A 21414-nucleotide genomic window follows, 5' to 3' on the forward strand; every position below is an offset into this window, starting at 1 on the left:
CACGCCGATACTCAAGGCATGACGACGTTCGAGGACCTCGACCTCGTCGAGGCGTTCGGCGACTTCGGTGAGGCCGAGCCGGCGCCCCGACGCCGTTCCGCCGTGGTGGCCGTCGTGGCGTTCGCGGTCGCCCTCGCGCTGATCGTCGTCGGGATCGTCTGGGCCAGCAACGCCGGCTCCGACGGTGCGGCGCAGGCCGCCGAGACCACCTCCGTCGTGCCGCAGCTCGCCGTCGCGCAGAGCGCGGCGGACAAGCTCGACGACGGCGATCTGGCCGAGCTCGCCGTCCTCGCGGACAGCACCCGTCTCCTGACGACCACCGCCCTGGGCACGCACTACGCGGCGATCGGCACCGACGGTGACGTCTGCGTCGTCACGGTCCTGCCGGGCACGCTGCCCACCCAGGGGTGCGCCGCCCCGACCGACCGCCTGCGCATCACGGTCGCCGACGCCGACGGGAACCCCGCGCTCGTCCTCGCGGCGCCCGGCACGAGCCCCGGCGACGGCTGGCACGAGGTCGCGCCCGGCGTCTGGGTCGTGGACTGACCGCGACTCCCCGACGCTCGGGGCTCGCTCTGGGCTCGCTCGGGTCTAGCTGGGGACTCGCTCAGCGTGTCAACGCGTCGACGACGCGGGCCAGGCTCGACCCGATCCCCCACCGCTCCGCCAGCCGCACGAGCGCGTCCGGGTCGGCCGGTGCCGTGGGCAGCCGACCGTCCTCGTCGGCCACGGGCGCGTCCGGAGCCACGCGCACGACGGCCGGCGCCACCTGCAGGTAGGCGTCCGACTCGGTGAGTCGGCGCTGCTGCGTCGCGGTCAGCCCGGGGTCGTGCGCGTCGCGTGCCGCGAGCACTCCCGCGAGCGAGCCGTACCGGCGGATCAGCGCCGCCGCGGTCTTCTCGCCGATCCCCGGCACCCCCGGCAGCCCGTCCGACGGGTCGCCGCGCAACGCCGCGAGATCGGCGTAGCCCCGGCCGGTGGACACGTCGTACCGCTCGACGAGCCGCGCCTGGTCGACGACCTCGAGGTCGCGGATCCCCTTCACCGTGTACAGCACGCGCACCCGGGCCTCGTCGTCGACGAGCTGGAACAGGTCCCGGTCGCCCGTGACGACGTCGACCGCGTCGCGCTCGTCGGCCGGGCGTGCGACCTCGCGCGCGACGAGCGTGCCGATCACGTCGTCGGCCTCGAAGCCGGGCGCGCCGAGCCGCGCGATGCCCAACGCCGCGAGCGCTTCGACGATGACGGGCACCTGCGGTGCGAGCGTGTCCGGCACCTCCTCGAGGCCCGTCGTGCCGGGCACCGGGACCGCGACGCGGTGCGCCTTGTAGCTCGGGATCGCCTCGACGCGGAACGCGGGGCGCCAGTCGTCGTCCCAGCACGCGACCAGGCGGGTCGGCCGACGGTCGACGACGAGGCGCGCGATCATCTCGAGCAGCCCTCGCACCGCGTTCGTCGGGGAGCCGTCGGGCGCGCGGCCCGCCGACTCCGGCACGCCGAAGTACGCGCGGAAGTACAGCGACGCCGTGTCGAGCAGCAGCAGCCTGCCGTCGCCCACGTCACGAACCCGCAGGCGGCTCGGTCGGCTGGGTGGGCGTCGGTGCCGGTGCGGGAGCCGGTGCCGGTGCGGGAGCCGTCTTCGGCTCCTTGGGCGGCAGGCCCAGGCGCTTGCGGAAGATCTGGCGCTGGACGTACCAGCCGGACCCGCCGACGGCCAGCCACACGACGAGCATGACGGTCTGCTGCCAGCCGTCCTCGGGATGCCGCAGCATGTCGAACGCGTCCGGCCACAGCAGCGCCGCGCCCGTGAGGATGAGGCTCGCGCCACCGAGCGCGGTGAGCCACAGCAGCGCGCGCCGCGAGTACTTCTCCGCGAGCAGCGCGGAGGCGAACGCCACGCTCACGACCACGATGATGCCGAGCAGCACGCTCGAACCGGGACCGGCGAGCGCCGAGACCAGCTTGGCGCCGATCACGGCACCCGTCGCGAGCCCGACGAAGAACGTCGCGACCCGGAAGATGAGCGAGACCACCAGCCACATGAGCAGCGCGGAGCCGAGCCCGACCCAGAGCTTCGTCCAGGAATCGGTCGTGAACGCGTCGGCGATCAGGTACCCGACCGAGAAGCCCGCCGCCAGGAGCGCGAGGTTCACCGAACGGATGCCGTAGAAGCACAGCAGCACGCCGACCAGCAGCGCGATCAGCCCCGACGAGTCCATGCCAGACCCCTTCCGACGGCCGGAGACGCTCCGACGTTCGTCGGGGCCACGCTAGCGGCCGCCGACGACGAAAGCAGGAGGACGCCGGCAGACGACGAGAGCCGGTCGACGCCCCTCCGCGTCGACCGGCTTCGTCCGTGCCCGGACCGGGGACCCTGCCACCCGGTTCCGGACGTCCTGCGCCAGACCGGGCTCAGCTCGTCAGGTCGAGCATGCTGTCGGCCACCGCGACGACCGTCCACGTCGAGCCGTCGTCGCTCGTGAGCTCGTACGTCGGGATCAGCGACGTCGAGCCGTCCACGTCGGTCTGCAGCGCCACGCCGAGACGCGCCGCCGTGATCGTCACGTCCATGACCGGCCACGAGAACGACGCACCGGGCTCGGGCGCCGCGGGCGGTGTGGGCGTGCTCGTCGGCTCCTCGTTCGACGACGTGTCGGTGCCCGACTCCATCGCGCCCATGAGCGCTTCGCGCGCGGCCATCGGGTACACGCCACCACCCGAAGCGCCGAAGCGCGGGTCGTTCAGCCGCTCCACGGCCTGCGCCGGGCTGACCACGTCGTACGAACCGAGTGCCACGACCGGTGCGAGCGAGCCCCAGGCCGACTGCACGCCGTCGGACATGACCGTGAACCACCAGGTCAGGCCGGTGCGCTGGCCGTCGACGACGAGCTCGGCGCCCACGTTCACCGAGGCGCCCGCGTCGGTCTGCGTCGTCCACGCGTAGTCGTCGGGGTCGAGGCCGAGGTCGGCGAGCGCGTCACGCGCCGTCGCCGTCGCGTCCTTGGCCGACGGCGCCTCAGCCGTGCAGTCCCCGTCCACGCCGAAGTCAGGCTCCGATCCGCCGCTGACCGCACCGTCGTCTCCCGGCGTGTCGTCCGCCTTCGCGTCGTCCGCCGTCGAGGAGTCGGGCTCGTCCGGGGGAGCGACCACGTCGCTCCCGCAGGCCCACGGGTCGCGCGTCGGGTCGTAGTAGCTCACGCTCGTCGTCCCGTCAGGGGCGATCGTCACGGTCGGGACAGAACCGTCCTGCTTGCCGACCGTCCACCCGCCCGCGTCCTGACGAGGCTTGCCGGAGACGCCGAACACGTCGGCCGCGAGCGCAGCCGTCGCCTGGCTGTAGGTCGCCGACGGGTCGAATCCCCACGCGTCGTGGCTCGATCCCGCGGTGGGCAGGCCCGCGCCGTGGAACACCGTACGACCGCCGTACCAGTAGCTCGACGGCAACGCGTCACGCCCGCCGACGAGATTCTGCGCGTCGACGGCGGCGCCGGAGTCGACCTCCTGCTGCTCGGCGGGCGCCGCACCACCGAGCGACATCGGGGCCTCGAGCGATGCGTCAGCGCTCGTGGCCGAGGCGTCCGCACCCTTCGCCCCGATCGCGTAGCCACTCGCGCCGACGACCGCGATGCCCGCGACGACGGCCGCGACCTGGAACCAGCGGGGGGTGCGCCGGCGTGCCCGGGCCGCGGCCAGCTCGTCGCCCGGCGCCGTGCCCACCTGGACCCCCGTGGTCACGGCCAGGGTCTCGTGCAGCGAGTCGGCATCGAGCACGGCGTCCACGGCGGGGTCGGCCGCGCGGACCCGCTCGAGTGCCGCACTCAGGAGCTCAGGGTCGACCTGCCCGTCGTCGGGCTCGTGATCGGTCGGGAAGCGGTTCATGGAATCCTCCGGGGAAGTCGTCCTCACCCCTTCCATGTGCCCGGCGCGACCGGTCTTGCACTGAGCCGGTCTTGCACTGCGCCGGTCTTGCACTGCGCCGGTGCTGCACTCAGTCCGACGCGACCCAGGCCGCGGCCAGTCGGGCGCGGGCTCGGCTGAGGGCTGCGTCCGCGCCGCCACGGCTCACGCCGAGCACCTCCGCGAGCGCCTGGCCCGTCAGACCCTCCCAGGCGTTGAGCAGCACGATCTGCCGGTCACGCGGGCTCAGCGCCGCGAGGGCCTCACGCACCTGCTCGTCACGCACCGCGTGCAGCGCGGGGTCGTCGTCCTCGACCTCGTCGGGCAGGTGCTCGACGGGGATCGGGCGCCCCTTGCGTCGATGGTTCGCGACGACGAAGCCCGCGGTCCGGTACAGCCACGGCAGCTCGGCACCGTCGGGGACGTCGTCGCGCCGGCGCCACGCGACCGTCAGCACGTCGGCGGTCAGGTCGGCGGCCTCCTGCCCGGTGCGCCGCACGAGGTAGCGGTAGAGCGCGCGCTCGTGCTCGTGCACCAGCGCGGTGAACCAGTCGGCGTCGTGGGGCGGGCCCTCACCGGCCATCGGGCGGACCTCGGGTGCGGCCGCGTCGCCCTCGGGCGCGTCGAGGTCGTCGGCGAGTCCGTTCTCACCGTCCGGCGATTCGATGCGCGGCAACACGTGACCCCCCTCGTCGTCGGTGGGCACGCCACAGCGCCCCCACCCCCACTGTGTCGGCTCCCCGCACCGTCTTGCACGCTTTCGTGAACTGCGTCGCCCAGGTGTGACCAGACCGTGACCCGCCCGCGCCCGGAGGCCCGACGAACCACGGCGAACCACCCGTCGGACCGGACGAGGGCTACAGCCCGTCGGCCACCACGGCGGCCGCCCGCAGCCACGCGTCGCGCGTCGTCGGGTGCAGCGCCTCGTACGTGATCGGCCCGCCCGCGACGAGCGCCGGGTCGTGCGGCACCTCGACGACCGCCCGCGTGAGCGCGCCGAAGTGCGTGCGCAGCCGCTTGCGCAGGTCCTTGTCGACGCGCGCGTCGGGCGCGGACAGGATCGTCACCGCGCTGCGCACCGCGTCCTCGTGCCCGGTCGCGCGCAGCGCGTCGAGCGCCCACGCCGCCGACTGCGCGGTGTCCTCGCGGATGGTCGAGACCACGACGATCTGGTCGGCCGCCGCGACCGCCGCCTGCCAGTTCGAGGCGCGCATGTTGTTGCCGGTGTCCACGACGAGCACGCGGTAGAACCGCGAGAGCACCTGGTGCAGCGACTCGAACGCGGCCGCGTCCATGAGGGTGGCCGACGACGCGTCCTCGTCGGAGGCCAGCACGTCGAACTGCTCGTCGGCCTGCGTGCGCACGAAGCCGTCGAGGTCGCCCAGCCGCACGGTCGCGTCCCCGCCCAGCGACGGGAGCGCGTGCAGCAGGTCCACCGCGGTACGCGTGTGGTCGGTGTGCACCGAGCGCCAGCCGAGCGTGCCGCGCGTCTCGTTGTTGTCCCACGCGAGCGTGTAGCCGCCGCGCTGCAGCCCGAACGTCGCGGCCAGCAGCATCGTCGCGGTCGTCTTGTGCGCGCCGCCCTTGGGATTGATCACGACGACCGTGCGCGGGCCGTCCAGCGTCCGCCGCACCGACGCCACCTGGACCCGACGACGCCGCTCGGCGCGCCCCGGCCCGGGGTGGATCGCGCCGAACGTCACCCGGCGCACCCCGACGCGCCAGCCCTCCTCGGCCGGACCGGTCGAGGCCGGGTGGCGCGCCGCGAGCAGGTCGTCGAGCGTCGGCAGCGCCCCGGTGTGCCCCGCGACCGCCGCGCCGGCGCCGGCGGCCGGGCGCTCGGCGCCGCTCGCACTCGTCGGGCCCGCCGTGGGGCCGGTCGTGGGCTCGGTCGTGGGCTCGGTCGTGAGCCCCGTCGTCGGACCGGTCGTCGGCGCCGGCGACGGATCCGCCTGGCCGCTCGTCGGAGCCGCGGTCGGGGCGGCCGGCATGCTCGTCGGCGCGCCGTTCGACGTGCTCGTCGCCGGCACGGGCGCCGGCTCGCTCGTCGGACCCGGGGTCGCGGTACGTGCGTCGGCCGCGACGGGGGCGCCCAGCGCAGGCGACTGCGGGGCGGCGTGGTCGTCCGCGAGGTCGCCGGGCGCCTCGTCGACGAGGCCGTCGGCGTGGATCAGCAGGTCCCACATGCCGTCGGGGTCGCGCACCGTGACGGGCACGGGATGGCCCACCTCGCCCGCGAGCGCGGCCACGCGTGCGGTGATCGCGGCTCCGGCTTCCTGCAGGGTCGCCATCTGGATCCGCTCGATGACGCCGTCGACGGAGATCGCTCCCGTGCCGTCGTCGCGCACCTCGGCGCTCACCCGCGGCAGCGTCCGCGAAGCCTCGTCGTCGCCCATGGCGCACCTCCCCGCGTCAGTACCGCGTCCGTACGGTGTCGGTACGGTGTCAGTACCCCCAGGGGCAAACTACGCGAATCGGCGGCCGAGCGCGCGATCGCGCAGGTGAGGCGGTTGTCCGGGGCTGTCTCAGGCGTCGGCGGCGAGCTCGAACCACACCGTCTTGCCGATCCCGGCGCCCGTCGCGCCCCACGAGACGGACAGCGCCTCGACGAGCGCGAGCCCGCGGCCGTTCGGGTCGCTCGGCGCGGCATGACGCAGCACCGGCCGCCCGGCGCCGCCGTCGGTCACCTCGACGCGAAGCACCGCGGAGTCGACCACCACACGCACGCTCACGTCACCGCAGTCCGGCGCGTGCACCACCGCGTTCGCGACGAGCTCGGCCGTGAGCAGCTCCGCGAGCTGGTTCGTCGTCCCTCCGACCCCCGCGTGGGCGGCCGTGCGCATCACCCAGCGGCGCGCGACGCGCGGGGCCGTGGGCTCGGCCGGGAGCACCAGCTCGTCGCTCACGACGGGCCGGCGTCGGCGCACGCTCGGTGCGCTCGCCAGGTCTCGGACCTCTCCCACATCTCCAGGGTGCCGGAACACACGCCTTCGCGCCGCTCAGGACGCACCGTTGCGGGTCACGAGACGGCATCGAGTCGGACAGGCGACCAGGAACCGGGCGCCGCCGTGACCTCGCCGCCCGGGCGCTCCGAGCCTAGGTTTGGCCCCATGCCCACTCCCGCGGTCGAGATCGAGGTGCGGGGCCGGACCGTGCGCGTGAGCAACCCCGACAAGCCGTACTTCCCCGGGCGCGGGATCACCAAGCTCGACGTCGTCGAGTACTTCGTGGCGGTCGGCGACGGCATCCTCGGCGCGCTGCTGGACCGGCCCACGACGCTCGAACGCTGGCCGAGCGGCGTCTTCGAGGGCGCCAAGCTCGCAACGCGCACCGACTCCAAGGGCGACGCGTTCTACCAGAAGCGCGTCCCCGCGGGCGCGCCGGAGTACGTGCGCACCGCGCGCATCGCGTTCCCGTCCGGTCGCACGGCCGACGAGGTCGCGCCCTCCGAGCTCGCGGTCGTCGCGTGGGCGGCGAACCTCGGGACCATCACGTTCCACCCGTGGCCGGTGACGTCCGACGACGTCGACCGCCCCGACCAGCTCCGGATCGACCTCGACCCGCAGCCCGGCACCGACTTCTCCGACGCCGCGCGCGTCGCGCCGCACGTGCGCGAGCTGCTCGCGGAGCACGGCCTGGAGGGCTGGCCCAAGACCTCCGGCGGCCGCGGCATCCACGTGTTCGTCCCGATCGAGCCGCGCTGGACGTTCGTCGAGGCCCGCCGCGCGACCATCGCGTTCGGGCGCGAGCTGGAACGGCGGCTGCCCGACGAGGTCACGATCCGCTGGTGGAAGGAGGAGCGCGGGGTCAAGATCTTCGTCGACTACAACCAGATGGCCCGCGACCGCACCATCGCGTCCGCCTACTCGATCCGCGCCAACCCGCGTGCGACCGTCTCCGCGCCGCTGCGCTGGGACGAGGTCGGCGACGTGCACCCCGACGACTTCACGGTCACGACGATGCCCGCGCGCTTCGCCGAGGTCGGCGACCTGTTCGCGCCGCTCGCCGCGCACGCCGGCCCCCGCTTCGCGATCGACTCGCTGCTCGAGCTCGCGGACCGGCAGGAGTCCGACGAGGGCCACGGCGACCTGCCGTACCCGCCGGAGTACCCCAAGATGCCGGGCGAGCCCAAGCGCGTGCAGCCCTCGCGGGCGCGGCCCGAGCCCGACGACGCCACGTAGGCCTGCCCTGTTCGTCGTCGGGCGGTCCCGGCGGTCAGCCGGTGAACTCGTAGTGCCAGTACTCCGGGTTCGAACCGTTCGAGCGCGCCCACGACGGGGACACCCAGCCGTAGTCGGGGCCGTTGTTCACGAGCCAGTCGCGTTCGGGGGTGTCGTACCCGTACTCGCACGGCCACTCCGGGACGTCGAGCGCGAGGCCCGTGCCGTGCCGGGACGTACCCGGCTCGGCCGCGATCGAGCCGAGCGCCTTGCGCATCGCGACCTGCGTCGCGTAGTCGCGGTACGTCAGGTCGAGGTCCAGGTCGTGCCCGAACTCGGCGCGGAAGTCCTTGTTGAGCCGTTCGAGCGCGGCCGTCGCGTCGGTGCGCAACCAGTAGCGGGTGCCCTGGGAGTCCACGCCCCACGACGTCGCGGCGAGCATCGAGGCGGGCACGTTGCCGTTCGAGCCGTCGCCGCCCTCGGTCGGCGCGGACGTGTAGAACGCGGGGCCGTCGTACGTGGTCCGGCACTCGTCGTCGTCGTCGGCACGAGGCGTCGGCGACGCGGCCGCGGCGAGCCACGCCTCGTGCGCCGCGACGACCGTCCCCTGCGCGGTCTGCACCTCGACGACGAGCGCGCGGATCGCGTCCGCGTCGGGGTCGTCGGCCGCGAGCGCCGTCTGCAGCTCGGCGACCAGCGCCGCGAGCGCGGCGCGCACGGCGTCGTCGGCCACCTCGTCGGCGGACTCGGTGAGCGTGCTCTGAGCGGCGAGCGTCGCGGCCTGCGCCTGCGTCAGGGCGTCCGCGAGGGTCGCCTCGTTGGCCGCGGCCAGCTCGGCCTCACGCAGGGCTGCCCACTGCGCCTGGGTCATCCCCGGCGTCGCGCTCGGGGTCACGACGACCGTGCGCGCGACCTGCTCGGCCGGCGGCGGGGGACGGTCGCGCAGCACCCAGCCGACACCGGCACCGACCACCAGCGCAGCCGTGACGGTGCCCACGAGCACGCTGCGACGCGGTCCGGCGACCATCCGCCGAGTGTGCCGACCGACACGCACACCGTGCAACACGGCCACGGCTCCCCCATCCGGTGGAACCCTCGCGCGCGCGCTCAAGACGAGTGCCCGCCCGGTCGATCCCTCCCCCATGAGCACGGCCCACCCCTACGCACCCGCGCCGGCGACCTCGACGCCGCCTTCGACCGCGACCGGTCCCGCCGCGGTCGCCGCCGGCATGCGTGAGCTGACCCCGGGCGAGCACGGCCACCTCGAGCGCCTGCGCGCGCACCTGGCCGCCTCCGGCGCCGACGTGCGCAGCTCCGCGGGCCTCGGCGCGCTGCTCGCCTCGTCGTACCGCCGGTGGGCCGCCGCACCCGACGGCACCCGACCCGACCCCTCGGGCATGCTCGCCGCCATCGCCGTCGGCGTCGGCGACCTCGTCCTCGCGCGCGGGGGGCAGGCCGGCTGGGTGCTGCGCGTCGCCGCGGCGACGCCCGCGCCCGCGCTGCTGTCCGTGGACGGCTCCGCCGCCGTGGTCCCGTTCGACGACGTCGAGCGGCGCTGGACCAGCACGCACGGGGCCGACGACGAGGCGTGGGTCGAACGCTACGTCGCGGCGGCTGCCGAGCACCTCGGCGCCGGGTCGGCGACCCCGGTCGCGCCCGCTGTGCCCGCTGTCCCCGCTGTGCCCTCCGCGCACGTCCCGCAGCCCCGCGGCCCCCAGGCCGGCCCCGACGCCGCGCCCGCCGTGGTCGCGGCGCCCCCGATCGCCACCCGGGCGCCGGTTCCGGCACCAGCGCCCGGGTCGGCACCCCCGTCCCCGGTCAGCGTGGCGTCGTCGTCGGAACCGTCGGTGCCCGCCGCGCCTCCCGAGGCGACCGCCCGGCGCGAGCGGCACGGCCGCCGCTCGGCGAGCGCCGCCGTCGAGACGCCCACCGTGCACTACCGGACGCCCGCGGAGCTCCCGTTCGTCCCGTCCGCCGAGCTGCAGGAGCTCGCGCTGCGCGCCCTGGACCGCGCGCTCGCGAGCGCGCTCACCGACGGCCCGACGACGTTCGCGATGCTCGACGACGGCACCCACGTGCGCGTGCGGCACTTCGACGGCTCGCCCGAGGTAGCGCTGGCCGCCGCCGAGGCGTGGCTCGCCGCCGAGCGCGGCCTGCGCGCCGCGCTGAGCTGGCCGGTCGCGCTGGACCCCTCGGGCGCGATCGTCGTGCCCGGGCTCGGCGCCACCGGAGCCGACCACGACGCCGGCAGCAGCGACCGCGCCGTCGTCGTGCTCGCGTCCGACACCGCGCGACCCGGCCTCGTCGTGGCACACCGCTGGGCGTCGCCCGACGGCGAGATCCGCGCCCGCGCGGCCGGCGTGCCCGTGATCGTCGGACCCTGCCCGCCCGTCCTGTAACCGCTCACCCCAGCGTGAACTCGACCCACAGCGGGTAGTGGTCGGAGATGCGCCACGACGTCTCGGTCCGCGAGAGCCCGGCGAACATCCGCGGCACGAAGTCGAACGAGCCGGCGCGGCCGGTGTAGCGCATCGACTGCAGGGTCGAGGTCCCGTCGTCGTGCGAGAACCAGGCCACCTGGTCGTAGAAGTGCCGGTCCTTGTCGTCGTCGAAGATCGTGCGCGGCAGCGCCGACAGCTCCGCGGGCGGCCACAGGCCCGTCGAGACGAACGCCTCGTACAGCGGGTTGCCGATGCGGTCGAGGTTGAAGTCGCCGAGCACCAGCAGGTTGGTGTTCCAGTCGTCGTCGCGGTCCGCCCAAGCACGCATCCACTGCGCGAACCGCTGGACCTCGACCAGGCGGGCCGTCGTCCTGCCCCACAGCACGTGCACCGTCGTCAGCACCGTCTGCACGTCCCCGCGCGCGAAGCCCACCGCGTACGGCGTCCGCGCGAACTGCGCCGCCGGCTGCGTGACCACCGGCGGCAGCACGATCTCCCCCACCAGCCCCGACGGCTCGACGCGCGTCGAGTCGTACACGAACGCGAGCCGCTCGCCGTTGCCCGCCGACCCCTCCGTCACGTCGGAGGCCAGCACCTTCCACTGCGGTCCGAGCCGCTGCAGCAGGAACCGCAGCGCGGCCGTGCTGCGCCGCACCTCCTGCAGCGCGACCACGTCGAAGTGCTCGGCCACGGCGGCGATCAGCGCCACCGCGCGCCAGTCCCGCTTGGGCGACTGCCCCTCGCGGACCGCCCACGTGCGGCTCACGTCGCCGAACGCGCGCAGGTTCCACGTCCCGACGAGCAGGTTGTCTGCCGTGCGCGCCGGCACCACCGCGGCCACCGCGCCCCGCACGGCGTCGACCTCGGCCGCGACCACCCCGGGCGCCACCTCGCTCACACCCCCATGCCACCACTCACCACGCCGCCCCACCACAGCGCCACCGGGTGAACCCGACCCACCCGACGACTGCGCGTGAGGTGGACCCCGCGATCGCTACGCCACGATCAGGGCCCCCTGACCCGCGATCGTGCGAGGGAATGGCCGCTCTCGGTGGCCATTCCCTCGCACGATCTGGGGTGCTGGGCGCTCAGTCGCCCTTGACGTTGACGATCTGGTGCAGCGTGTGGCGGATCTCGACGAGGTCGGCGGCGTCCGCCATCACCTGGTCGATGTCCTTGTACGCGGCCGGGATCTCGTCGATGAACGCATCCGTGCGCCGGTACTCGATCCCCGCCATCGCCTCGTCGAGCTGCTCGAACGTGAACTTCCGCCGGGCAGCCGACCGTGAGTACTCCCGGCCCGCGCCGTGGGGCGACGAGTTGAGCGACAGGCGATCGCCCTTGCCGACGACCACGTACGACGCCGTCCCCATCGAGCCCGGGATCAGCCCCGGCCGACCCTCGTCGGCCAGGATCGCGCCCTTGCGGGACACCCAGACCTGCTTGCGGAAGTGCTGCTCCTGCTCCGTGAAGTTGTGGTGACAGTTGATCCGCTCGGACTCGGCAACCGGCTCGCCCATGTGCTCGCCGATCGCCGCGACGACCCGGTCCATCATCTCCTCGCGGTTGAGCAGCGCGAAGTGCTGGGCCCACCGCAGCTCACGGATGTACGCCCAGAACTCGGCCGTGCCCTCGACGAGGTAGGCCAGGTCCGGGTCGGGCAGGCTGATCCACCACTGCTTGCAGAGCTCGGCGGCGACCTTGATGTGGTGCTGCGCGATCCGGTTGCCGATCCCCCGGGAACCCGAGTGCAGGAACAGCCACACCGCTCCGGTCTCGTCGACCGACACCTCGATGAAGTGGTTGCCCGACCCGAGCGTCCCCAGCTGCAGCCGCCAGCTGCCCACGTACCCGGCCGGGTCGAACCCGGCCTTGGCGGCCAGCTGCTCGAGCTCCTCGACCCGCCGGGCCGCGCTGTCGGTGAGGTCCTCGTTGTACACGCCCGCGGACAGCGGCACGCGCGACTCGATCGACTCCCGCAGCGGGGCGAGCGGTCCGCGTGCGCGGACCTGGTCCTCGGTCCACTGCGTGCGCACCGCGATCATGCCGCAGCCGATGTCGACGCCGACGGCGGCGGGAACGATCGCGCCGAGGGTCGGGATCACCGAGCCGACGGTCGCGCCCTTGCCGAGATGCGCGTCGGGCATCAGGGCGAGGTGCGGGTAGACGAAGGGCATGCTCGCGGTCCGGATCGCCTGGTCGGCGGTCTCGGGCTCGAGGATGGACGCCCACGAGATGAGCGTCCGGGACAGGTGCTGCCTGGTCATGGCACGGACCCTGCCAGCCGCCACGACCCGAGTCACGGGCAATAGCGCCGCCGCCGCCCGCACCACCCGTTCGGCGGCAGGCCCACCGCTTGGCCCAGCAGGTCGCATGCCGGCCGAGCATGACCAAGGCCCCACCCCTGCGGATGTGCAGGTGGCGGGGCCTTCGTGGTCTGAGCCGCCTAAGGGAATCGAACCCTTGACCTTCTCATTACGAGTTGGGCACTGCCGATCCGGCAACGTGCGGCACTGCAGCGGATATGGCCGCTGATGTGCTCGAACGTCGACCCGCCAGTCGGCAACATGCGGCATGGCCGCGCTAGGGAGTACGTAGTTTCCTAGCGCGGCCCTAGCACGAGTCGACTCCGGGTGGAGACCCCCACCCCTACCGTTTCGTTCGCGGGTGAGCCACGCGAGCGCCCCCGTCGCTCAGCGTGGGTGCTGTGCCGGAACATCGCGGCAGCGAGCCGCCGACCGGGCGTCTGCCAGCGCCGCTACGGTCCGAGCATGGTCATGGAGGCAGGTGCAACGGCAGCAGGGGCAGACGCAGGCCCGGACATGATTGCGATCATCGCGCTGGTGCTCGCCGTGGTGACGACCGGCTGGGCGATCACGCAGTTCTTCGTGAACCGGCACGACACGAAGGTGCGCGACGAACGGGACCGGCTCGCCGCCCAGGCCCGTGAGGAGCGCGCGCGGGACGACGATCTGGACCGACGGTGGCTGGCCGACAAGCGGCTGATCTACGCGAAGGTGCTCGGCGCACTGAAGGCGCAGAACCGGGTACTCGCGGACATCAGGGTCATGCGGAGCATCATTGGCGTCCCGGGTTCCGCTGAAGCGGAGCAACTCGCGCGGGCCCGCGCGGAGTGGGCGCAGATCGAGGACGCGCTGGGCGAGTTCGACCTCCTCGCACCCGACGCGGTTCGAGAGGTGGTGGGCCGGGCGGTCAACGCCGTCTCCGCCTTCGAGTGGACGTTTCGCAAGAGGCTCGGCGCCGTTAGCGAAGCAGACGAGGATGAGATCGACGAGGCGTTCGACAAGGCCGACGCAGCGCTGCACGCTGCTCTCGCGGCTCTGCGTGCCGACCTCGGAGCGGGCGGTCCTGCGACCGCACTAGCGCGATAGTGACAGACCTCTCTAGCCGACTCGGATCCTCATGCGGCCGGAGTCGCGGTAACGAGGGAATCCGTGCAACACGGTTGTGCCACGACGATGGGCTCCGACGTCGCCTGCGGGGAGCGCACTCGTCCAGTCGCTCGTTGATCGGCGTGCTAGCGAAGGCTGAGCCAGGGCTCACGCTGCGTCGGCTTCGGCGATCTGTTCGGCCTGCTGGATGATCAACTCGGTTGCCAGCGGTTCCTTGTCCGGGGGGTACCCGTACTTGAGCAGGAGCCGCTTGATCCGCGTCCGCAACTTCGCGCGGACTGTCTCCTTGACCTGCCAGTCGGTCTTGGCGTCGTTGCGGACGATGTCGGTGAGTTCGTGCGCGATGAGGACCATGACGTCGTCCTTCATCGCCTCGCGTGCGGACTCGTTGGTGGCCAGGGCGTCATAGAACGCGAGTTCGTTCTCTGTGAGACCCGTCTCTTCGCCGCGCTGACGCTGCGCTCGGATCGCCTTGGCGATCTCGACGATCTCGGCGATGACCTGCGCGGCGTCGATCGTGCGGTTCTGGTAGCGGTTGAGCGCGTCGGCGAGCATCTCGGAGAACTTGCGCCCGGCCACGACGTTGCGCTTGGCGACGATCTTGACCTCCTTGGAGATCAGGCGGCGCACGGCCTCCAGTTGCAGCGACTTGTTGTCGGACGCGGCGAACTTCGCGCGGAACTCGTCGTCGATCACAGAGATGTCGGGCTTGTCGAGGCCGGCCTCGGCGAAGATGTCGATGACCCCGGAGCCCGACATGTGCTCGCTGATGATCTGCCGCACGGCCGTGTCGAGGACTGCCTCGCCGTCCGGGGTGCGGTCGACCGCTTCGATCTTGGCGATGGACTGGCGCACGGCGTCGAAGAACGCGACATCGTCGCGGATCGCAGTCGCCTCTTTGGAGGTCGGAACGAGGGAGAACAGCCGCTTGAGCCGCCCGGTGTGCGCCATGAACCGCTTCTTGAGTGAGGGGCTGTCCGCGGCGTCAGTGTCGAACTCGCCGGTCTGCACGTCGTCACTGGTCTCGTCGAGCCCGCGCTCGGACTCCAGGAGGTGGTCGACGGCCGCGGTGACCGCGTACACGAACGCCTTGGCGTTACCGGAACCGAGGACGGTGACCCAGTCGATGTCGTGCAGGAGGTCGGAGACGATCGCGTGCTCGACGAGCATCTCGGGGATGGCGGCCAGACGCACGTCCTCGCCGATGGAACGGTCTTGCTTGTCGCGGTCGGTGTAGGTGGCGAGGGCGTCCTTGAGGTTCTCGGCGATGCCGATGTAGTCGACGATCAGCCCCGACGGCTTGTCCTTGAACGTGCGGTTCACGCGGGTGATGGCCTGCATGAGCCCGGCTGAGCGCATCGGCTTGTCCACGTACATGGTGTGCATCGGCGGGGAGTCAAACCCGGTCAGCCACATGTCCCGCACGATCACGAGTTCCAGCGGGTCGTTCGCGTCGGACGCGCGGGCCTTCATGTCACGACGTTCCTGCTGGTTACGAATGTGCGGCTGGAAGGTGGCAGGGTCGGTCGCGTTTCCAGTGATGACGACCTTGAGGACGCCGGCCTTGTCGTCGTCCGAGTGCCACTGGGGCCGCAGCGCGATGATCGCCTCGTACAGGTCGACGGCGATGCGCCGCGACATCGTCACGATCATCGCCTTGCCCGCCAGCACCTCCCGGCGAGCCTCCCAGTGCTCGACGATGTCGGCGGCGAGTTGATTGATCCGCTTGTCCGAGCCAACGATCGCCTCGACCTTGGCCCACTTGGACTTCAGGCGCTCGGAGATCTCCTCCTCCGAGCCGACTGTGGCGTCGTCGAACTCGTCGTCGATCTCAGACTTGGCGTCCTCCGGCAGTTCGACCCGGGCCAGGCGCGGCTCGTAGAACACCTTGACCGTGACGCCGTCCTCGATCGCCTGCGTCATGTCGTAGACGTCGATGTACTCACCGAAGATCTCCGCGGTCGAGCGGTCCTTCTCGTCAATCGGCGTGCCCGTGAACCCGATGAACGACGCCTCCGGAAGCGCGTCGCGCACGTTGCGGGCAAACCCGTCGATGACGTCGTAGTTCGACCGGTGCGCCTCGTCGACCATCACCACGATGTTGTGCCGCTCCGACAGCAGCGGGAACGACCGGCCGGCTTCGCGGTCCTCCTTGGTCAGACCGAACTTCTGCACCGTGGTGAAGACGATCCCGCCCGACTCGCGGCCGGCCAGCAGGTCCTTCAAGTGCTGGCGCGACTCCGCCTTAACCGGTGCTTCCGGCAGGGGAGAGCCGGGTTTGGACGGGGCGAACGTCTCGTCGAAGAGTTGGTCGTCTAGGTCGTTGCGGTCCGTCAGCACGACCAGTGTCGGGTTCTCCATCCCGGGATGGGTCATCACCTTGCCCGCGTAGAACGCCATCTCCAGCGACTTGCCCGACCCCTGCGTGTGCCACACGACGCCGATGCGCCCGTCCGTCTCGACCGACTCCAGCGTCTGATCGACCGCCTTGTTCACCGCCCAGTACTGGTGGTACTTGGCCACCGCCTTGCGCGTCTGGACGCCCTCACCGAACGTGGCGACGAAGTGCCGCACCAGGTCAAAGAACACCTCCGGGCGGAACATCCCCCGAGTCAGCACCTCGACCTGCGGGATGCGGTGACCGTCAAGGCTCTTCGGGTCACGGACAGTGCCGTCGATCGTCTTCCACGCCGCCCAGTGGTTCCACGGCGCGGAGAACGACCCGGCCAGCGCCTCGTACCCGTCTGAGACGACTGCCACCTGGTTCCACTTGAACACGTCGGGTATCTGGCTGCGATAGGTAGCCAACTGCCGGAACGCACCACTGACCTTCGCGTAGGTCTTCCCGATCCGCTTGAGTTCGAAGATCGCCAGCGGCAGTCCGTTGACGAACAGCAGCACGTCGGGCCTGCGCGTCCTCTTGGGACCCTCAATGGAGAACTGGTTGATCGCCAACAGGTCATTGGCCCGCGGATTCTCCCAGTCGACTAGCCGCGCCCGGTCCGACCGCAGGGCGCCATCAGCGTCGTGGAACTCGACAGGCACCCCCTGGGTCAGGTACCGGTACCCAATCCAGTTCTCCGACTCCACCACGGGCGACTCGGTGCGGGTCACGGTGGCCACAACGTCGTCGACCGCCGCCGGCGGCAGCCGAGGGTTGAGGTCCTCAACCGCCATGCGCAGCCGGCCGACGAGCACGACCTCGCGATAATCCGAGCGCTCCGCAGCGACCTCCCCCGGCGCGACGTCAGGACCGTAGACGTGGGACCAGCCCAACTCCTCCAAGATCTCCAGAACCCAGCGCTCAAGGTCGTCCTCGGTCGGCCCGACCATCACGTCACCGCCATGCTCTCGGACACACGGATCTTGCTGGACATCAGCAGTGGCAGGAGTTCGTCACGGGTTCGCATGAGGTCGGCGATCTCTCCTTCTAGGGCGCGAACTCCAGAGAGGTACACCTGCGCTTCGCGGTCAAACGCTTCAAGCCTGGCTGTTCCGGGCACGGCGACCAGTCGCGAAAGGGCGTTCGTCCGGTTCAACCCGGGGACCGCTGAGTCCGTGTTCATGTGCTCAAGCCCAGCGTCGCGGAGCGCGAAGTATGCGTATGCCATCGGGAGGTCGGTCGCGACGAAGAACGCAGTGTCGATCGGGAAGAAGTCATCGAAAACCCACGTCACCGACCCGACGGTTCCCTTTCGTCCGACCACGACGCCTGGCCCGCGTGCGAGGACTGCATCGCTGTGGTCAACGATGCCCGCGCTGCTGACAACCGGATGCGGCCCCGGGCGGCGGTCACGCGCCGGCATTGCCTTGCCGTACTTCAACTCGATGTGCTCACTCAGTACCGACAACTCACCTGAGGCGGCGGCCGCCTGGTACGCCGCCGCGGCGCGCTGCCACAAACCGTCGACCAGCCGATGGTTCGTGTGGATGAGGTCTTCGAAGGCCCCGAGCGCACTGGCGATCCGCCGCTGCTCATCCAACGGCGGAAGCGACACGCGGTAGTTCTGGATCTGCGTCTTGCTGATGTGCGGAACCGCAGTTCCCGTCTGGACGCCGAGGATGTGGTCGGTGAACCGCCGCTCGTAGAGGAGCCATTTGAGGTATCCCTGGTCGAGCCCGTCCTTTGCTCGTAGCCGGGCGACCCGCTGAACGAGAAGCGCGCCGATCGCCCCCTCCCGGACGTCAGAGACCTTGAGCCCGGCCTCGATCCATGGGCGGTCCATGGCGAGTACGACGTCGCCCAACGCCAACCGGTACTGCGCGAACGACTCCGCGCCCGACCTCGGCCAGCGCTGGACCCCGTCCCAGCGAATCCGTCGTTGGACGACGTTGTCGCCTCTCAGGAGCGGTACGTCTTCAGGGTTCTGCGTGAAGTCAGCGCTCTTGAATGGGTATCCCGTGAGGATGTCGACGACATCCCCGAGAGTGGTCGTTTCACCCATCTGCGACCGCCAAGGAGTCAAGAGCCGCGATGACCAGCCCCTGGAGTCGGGAGCGCTCCTCAAATCCGTTGCGGATCTCGGTCGTGAGACGTGTGATCTTCTCCTCCAGCGGTTCGCTGTCGTCCTCGACTTCCTCACTGCCGACGTATCGGCCCGGGGTTAGAACGTAGCCGTGCTCGGCGATTTCGGACGTCGAGACGGAGCGGCAGAAGCCGGGTACGTCCTCGTACTGCGTGTCGACGCTGGTCTCGGTGCCGCGCCAGGAGTGGTAGGTGTCCGCGATGCGCAGGACGTCCTCGGTGGTGAACTCGCGCAGCGTGCGGGTGGTCAGTGACCCGAGCCCGCGGGCGTCGATGAACAGAGTCTCGTCGGTACGTACCCGGGTTGTGCGGCCGTGTCGGTTGACCGATCCCTTGTTGCGGGTGAGGAACCACAGGCAGACCGGGATCTGCGTGCCGTAGAAGAGTTGCGGGGGGAGCGCGACGATGCACTCGACGACGTCGCCCTCGACCATCGCCTGACGGATCTCGCCCTCGCCGTTTTGCTGCGACGAGAGCGAGCCGTTCGCGAGGACGGTCCCCACGGTGCCGGTGGGCGAGGTGTGGTGCAGGAAGTGCTGCAACCACGCGTAGTTGGCGTTCTGCGCCGGCGGGGTGCCGTACTTCCAGCGCACGTCCTGACGGAGCCGTTCGCCGCCCCAGTCGGAGTCGTTGAACGGTGGGTTGGCGATCACGTAGTCAGCCCGAAGGTCGGGGTGCGCGTCGGCGTGGAACGAGTCGCCCCACTGTGGGCCGAGATTGGCCTCGATGCCGCGCAGCGCGAGGTTCATCTTCGCCAGCCGCCAGGTGGTCGGGTTGGACTCCTGACCGAACACGGAGATGTCGTTGCGTGAGCCGCCATGGGCGGCGACGAACTTGTCGGCCTGGACGAACATGCCACCCGAGCCGCACGCCGGGTCAAGGACGCGCCCACGGTAGGGCTGGAGCATCTCGACGAGGAGTTCGACCACCGAGCGGGGCGTGTAGAACTCGCCTGCCTTCTTGCCCTCGTTCGACGCGAACTGGCCCAGGAAGTACTCGTACACGCGGCCCAGCACGTCCAGGCCGGAGAACTCGGCGGCGGCGAGGTCCTGACGGGAGAACGTGTCGATGAGACCGCCGAGGTCTTCGCTGCGTAGTTCGGCCTGCGTGTAGTTCTTCGGCAGCACGCCCTTGAGCGTCGGGTTCTCGCGCTCTATGGCGTCCATGGCCTCGTTGACGCGCCTGCCGATGTCGGCCTGCTTGGCGGCCTTGCGCAGGTCGTCCCAGCGGTGCCCCTGCGGGACCCAGAACACACCCTCGGCGGTGTACTCGTCACGGTCCTCTAGGACCGACTTCTTCGCCTCGGCCGTCGGCATGAAGTAGTCGGAGGACTCGTCGTCGACCAGTTCGGCGAGTTCGCTGTGCCGGACCATGAAGGTGTCCGAGACGTACTTGAGGAAGATCAGGCCGAGCACGACGTGCTTGTAGACGGCGGAGTCCATCTTCCCGCGGAGTCTGTCCGCGGCCGCCCAGAGTGTCGCTTCCAGGCTTTCGGTCTGGGTCTTGTTCTTTGGTGGCACGATCACCCTTCTCGCACGTCGGATGGGGTCATCCTGTCACCAGCCCCTGCCGTCCCGGGACGGTGCCGCGCGCATGCCCGGTGTGCAATGTGCGAGGTACCGCCTGCTCCTCGGGCTGGGGCCGTCAGGATCGCCTTGGCCGCGTAGCCGGTGCCCGTGTTGATGATCGGCCCGCATTGGGTCTTGACGTCCGACTGCTCGACGCCTCGGTACGTGACGATCCCAGCGGTTCTGTGGGACAAGGAGCGTCCGGCGTACCTGCCTTGAACACCCCTTCCCGCCAGCGACCAACCCACAGGCCGAGGTCCGGATCTGACTTGGACTGCCAGATGCGGAACGGGTCGGCTGATCAGCCCCAGGGTCGTGGGAGGTCATCCACCGGGCCATGCAGTGCCTGGCGGTCAGCCCGCCTCCGAAGCGCTCCCGCGCCTAGGCAGCCCTCACTCGGCCAGATGCGTAGTCGAAGGCCATCGCCGAGCCTGCGGTTTGCGCTAGGACGTCAGCCGCTGACAGCCCCCACTTCAGGGCGAGGGCTCGGTATCGGGCGATCGTGGTGGGGCTCTGACTTGGCGGCGGCAGGCCCAGCGCGTCCGCATGCAGCATGCCCATGACCTGGCCGAGGAACTTGTAGTCGGTGTCGCCCGATGTCGCCAGCCGTATGTGGACTTCTTCCAGGTGTGAGGGCCCACCGACCGGGGTGTCGAACCTGACCCGGCGGAAGAACTCCCGGCTGACTTCGTCGAGCCTGGTTGGGTGATCTAGGTCGCTCACAGTGCGGATCCCCTTCCGATGCAGGGTGTCGCGATGCAGTTGGACCTCAAAGCGGACACGGGCGACGGCCATCGCCGTCGGACTCGCGGTCAGCATCACGCGACCGTTGCGCTGACGCGACACGCTCGCGAGGCCCTCGATCTGTGCTTGCTTGTCGTAGAGCAAGGCGCGCCACGTCCGCGATGGGGTGGCGCGTTCTAGGCCGACCGCTCCGCCGGGAGCGACGTGCAGCCTCGTCGTGTGTGTTCTTCGGGCGGGAAGCCGGGCCAAGTTGTACAGGAGCGGGCTCAGGGCCGTCACGTCGGTGAAGTCCCGATCGAGATCGAGTCGAGTGATACGCAGCGCTCCCAGGTCGTCGGCCCAGTCCACGACCTCGGCGGCCTGCTCGTACAGGTAGCGGATCGCTTCTACGGCTTCACTTGCGTCCAGCGAGGTGATGTTGTGCCCGCGTACCAGGGTCGGGAGCGAGCGTTCAAGGACGGCCTCCATCCCGCGAGGCGTGTGGCGAACCAGTAGGTCGACGTCGGGTAGCGCACATGTGTTGGAGGTGACCCTCTCGTGAACTTCGCCGTTGTCGTCGACCGAGTGCACGGATCGCCAACTCCGGATGGCGTGATCGGAGATCCGGCCAACCACGCGAACTGTGTCCACCCGAGTGATGGGCGAGACTCCGAAGGAAGAAAGTGG

At 71.1% G+C, this 21414-nt stretch carries 17 protein-coding genes; 4 read left to right on the plus strand and 13 right to left on the minus strand.

The window, feature by feature from the left end; all coding sequences use genetic code 11:
• The first annotated feature begins 18 nt into the window (after positions 1–18).
• Positions 19–546: a hypothetical protein gene (locus CCO02nite_RS09665; RefSeq protein WP_146842937.1), complete on the plus strand. Its 528-nt coding sequence runs from the start codon at positions 19–21 to the stop codon at positions 544–546.
• Between the two features lie 61 nt (positions 547–607).
• On the opposite strand, the gene CCO02nite_RS09670 is transcribed toward CCO02nite_RS09665, so the two are convergent.
• The 6 genes from CCO02nite_RS09670 to CCO02nite_RS09695 form a co-directional block, all read right to left on the minus strand.
• Positions 608–1558, minus strand: a complete 951-nt coding sequence (locus tag CCO02nite_RS09670; protein ID WP_146842938.1) for a 5'-3' exonuclease — start codon at positions 1556–1558, stop codon at positions 608–610.
• A 1-nt stretch (position 1559) separates the two neighbouring features.
• Positions 1560–2219, minus strand: coding sequence for an ABC-2 transporter permease (locus CCO02nite_RS09675; RefSeq protein ID WP_186812655.1), 660 nt, complete (start codon positions 2217–2219; stop codon positions 1560–1562).
• Positions 2220–2412: 193 nt separating this feature from the next.
• On the minus strand, positions 2413–3879 hold the full coding sequence (locus CCO02nite_RS09680; RefSeq protein ID WP_146842939.1) for a hypothetical protein: 1467 nt from the start codon (positions 3877–3879) through the stop codon (positions 2413–2415).
• Between the two features lie 109 nt (positions 3880–3988).
• Positions 3989–4576: an RNA polymerase sigma factor gene (locus CCO02nite_RS09685; RefSeq protein ID WP_307724046.1), complete on the minus strand. Its 588-nt coding sequence runs from the start codon at positions 4574–4576 to the stop codon at positions 3989–3991.
• 178 nt (positions 4577–4754) lie between these two features.
• Positions 4755–6293 carry a chromosome partitioning protein gene (locus CCO02nite_RS09690; RefSeq protein ID WP_146842940.1) on the minus strand — a complete coding sequence of 513 codons (1539 nt, stop codon included), beginning with the start codon at positions 6291–6293 and terminating at the stop codon, positions 4755–4757.
• 129 nt (positions 6294–6422) lie between these two features.
• The gene (locus CCO02nite_RS09695) at positions 6423–6860 is read right to left on the minus strand and encodes an ATP-binding protein (protein ID WP_246117469.1); all 438 of its coding nucleotides are present in this window, start codon (positions 6858–6860) and stop codon (positions 6423–6425) included.
• 147 nt (positions 6861–7007) lie between these two features.
• Here CCO02nite_RS09695 and ligD point away from each other — a divergent pair, with 147 nt between their 5' ends.
• On the plus strand, positions 7008–8078 hold the full coding sequence (ligD, locus tag CCO02nite_RS09700) for a non-homologous end-joining DNA ligase (RefSeq protein ID WP_146842941.1): 1071 nt from the start codon (positions 7008–7010) through the stop codon (positions 8076–8078).
• A gap of 34 nt (positions 8079–8112) precedes the next feature.
• Here ligD and CCO02nite_RS09705 read toward each other — a convergent pair whose 3' ends face one another.
• Entirely contained in the window at positions 8113–9084 is a 972-nt protein-coding gene (locus tag CCO02nite_RS09705) for a M15 family metallopeptidase (protein ID WP_246117470.1), read from the minus strand.
• Positions 9085–9199: 115 nt separating this feature from the next.
• Between CCO02nite_RS09705 and CCO02nite_RS09710 the strand changes: the two genes are divergently transcribed.
• The gene (locus CCO02nite_RS09710) at positions 9200–10456 is read left to right on the plus strand and encodes a hypothetical protein (RefSeq protein WP_146842942.1); all 1257 of its coding nucleotides are present in this window, start codon (positions 9200–9202) and stop codon (positions 10454–10456) included.
• A gap of 4 nt (positions 10457–10460) precedes the next feature.
• Here CCO02nite_RS09710 and CCO02nite_RS09715 read toward each other — a convergent pair whose 3' ends face one another.
• The gene (locus tag CCO02nite_RS09715; RefSeq protein ID WP_146842943.1) at positions 10461–11396 is read right to left on the minus strand and encodes an endonuclease/exonuclease/phosphatase family protein; all 936 of its coding nucleotides are present in this window, start codon (positions 11394–11396) and stop codon (positions 10461–10463) included.
• A gap of 190 nt (positions 11397–11586) precedes the next feature.
• Positions 11587–12765, minus strand: coding sequence for an RtcB family protein (locus CCO02nite_RS09720; protein ID WP_146842944.1), 1179 nt, complete (start codon positions 12763–12765; stop codon positions 11587–11589).
• Positions 12766–13269: 504 nt separating this feature from the next.
• Between CCO02nite_RS09720 and CCO02nite_RS09725 the strand changes: the two genes are divergently transcribed.
• Positions 13270–13890, plus strand: a complete 621-nt coding sequence (locus CCO02nite_RS09725) for a hypothetical protein (protein WP_146842945.1) — start codon at positions 13270–13272, stop codon at positions 13888–13890.
• Positions 13891–14058: 168 nt separating this feature from the next.
• Here the strand turns inward: CCO02nite_RS09725 and CCO02nite_RS09730 are convergent, their stop codons facing one another.
• From CCO02nite_RS09730 to CCO02nite_RS09745, 4 genes are all read right to left on the minus strand, one after another.
• Complete coding sequence (locus CCO02nite_RS09730; protein ID WP_146842946.1) at positions 14059–17244, minus strand: type I restriction endonuclease subunit R; 3186 nt, start codon at positions 17242–17244, stop codon at positions 14059–14061.
• Complete coding sequence (locus CCO02nite_RS09735) at positions 17244–18356, minus strand: restriction endonuclease subunit S (protein ID WP_146842947.1); 1113 nt, start codon at positions 18354–18356, stop codon at positions 17244–17246. Before CCO02nite_RS09735 ends, CCO02nite_RS09730 begins: the two co-directional genes overlap by 1 nt.
• Positions 18349–19962, minus strand: a complete 1614-nt coding sequence (locus tag CCO02nite_RS09740; RefSeq protein WP_307724047.1) for a class I SAM-dependent DNA methyltransferase — start codon at positions 19960–19962, stop codon at positions 18349–18351. Before CCO02nite_RS09740 ends, CCO02nite_RS09735 begins: the two co-directional genes overlap by 8 nt.
• 423 nt (positions 19963–20385) lie before the next feature.
• Entirely contained in the window at positions 20386–21318 is a 933-nt protein-coding gene (locus tag CCO02nite_RS09745; protein ID WP_146842949.1) for a hypothetical protein, read from the minus strand.
• Positions 21319–21414 lie beyond the last annotated feature (96 nt).

It is taken from the genome of Cellulomonas composti, assembly GCF_007990245.1.
GTDB classification, from domain to species: Bacteria; Actinomycetota; Actinomycetes; order Actinomycetales; family Cellulomonadaceae; genus Cellulomonas; species Cellulomonas composti.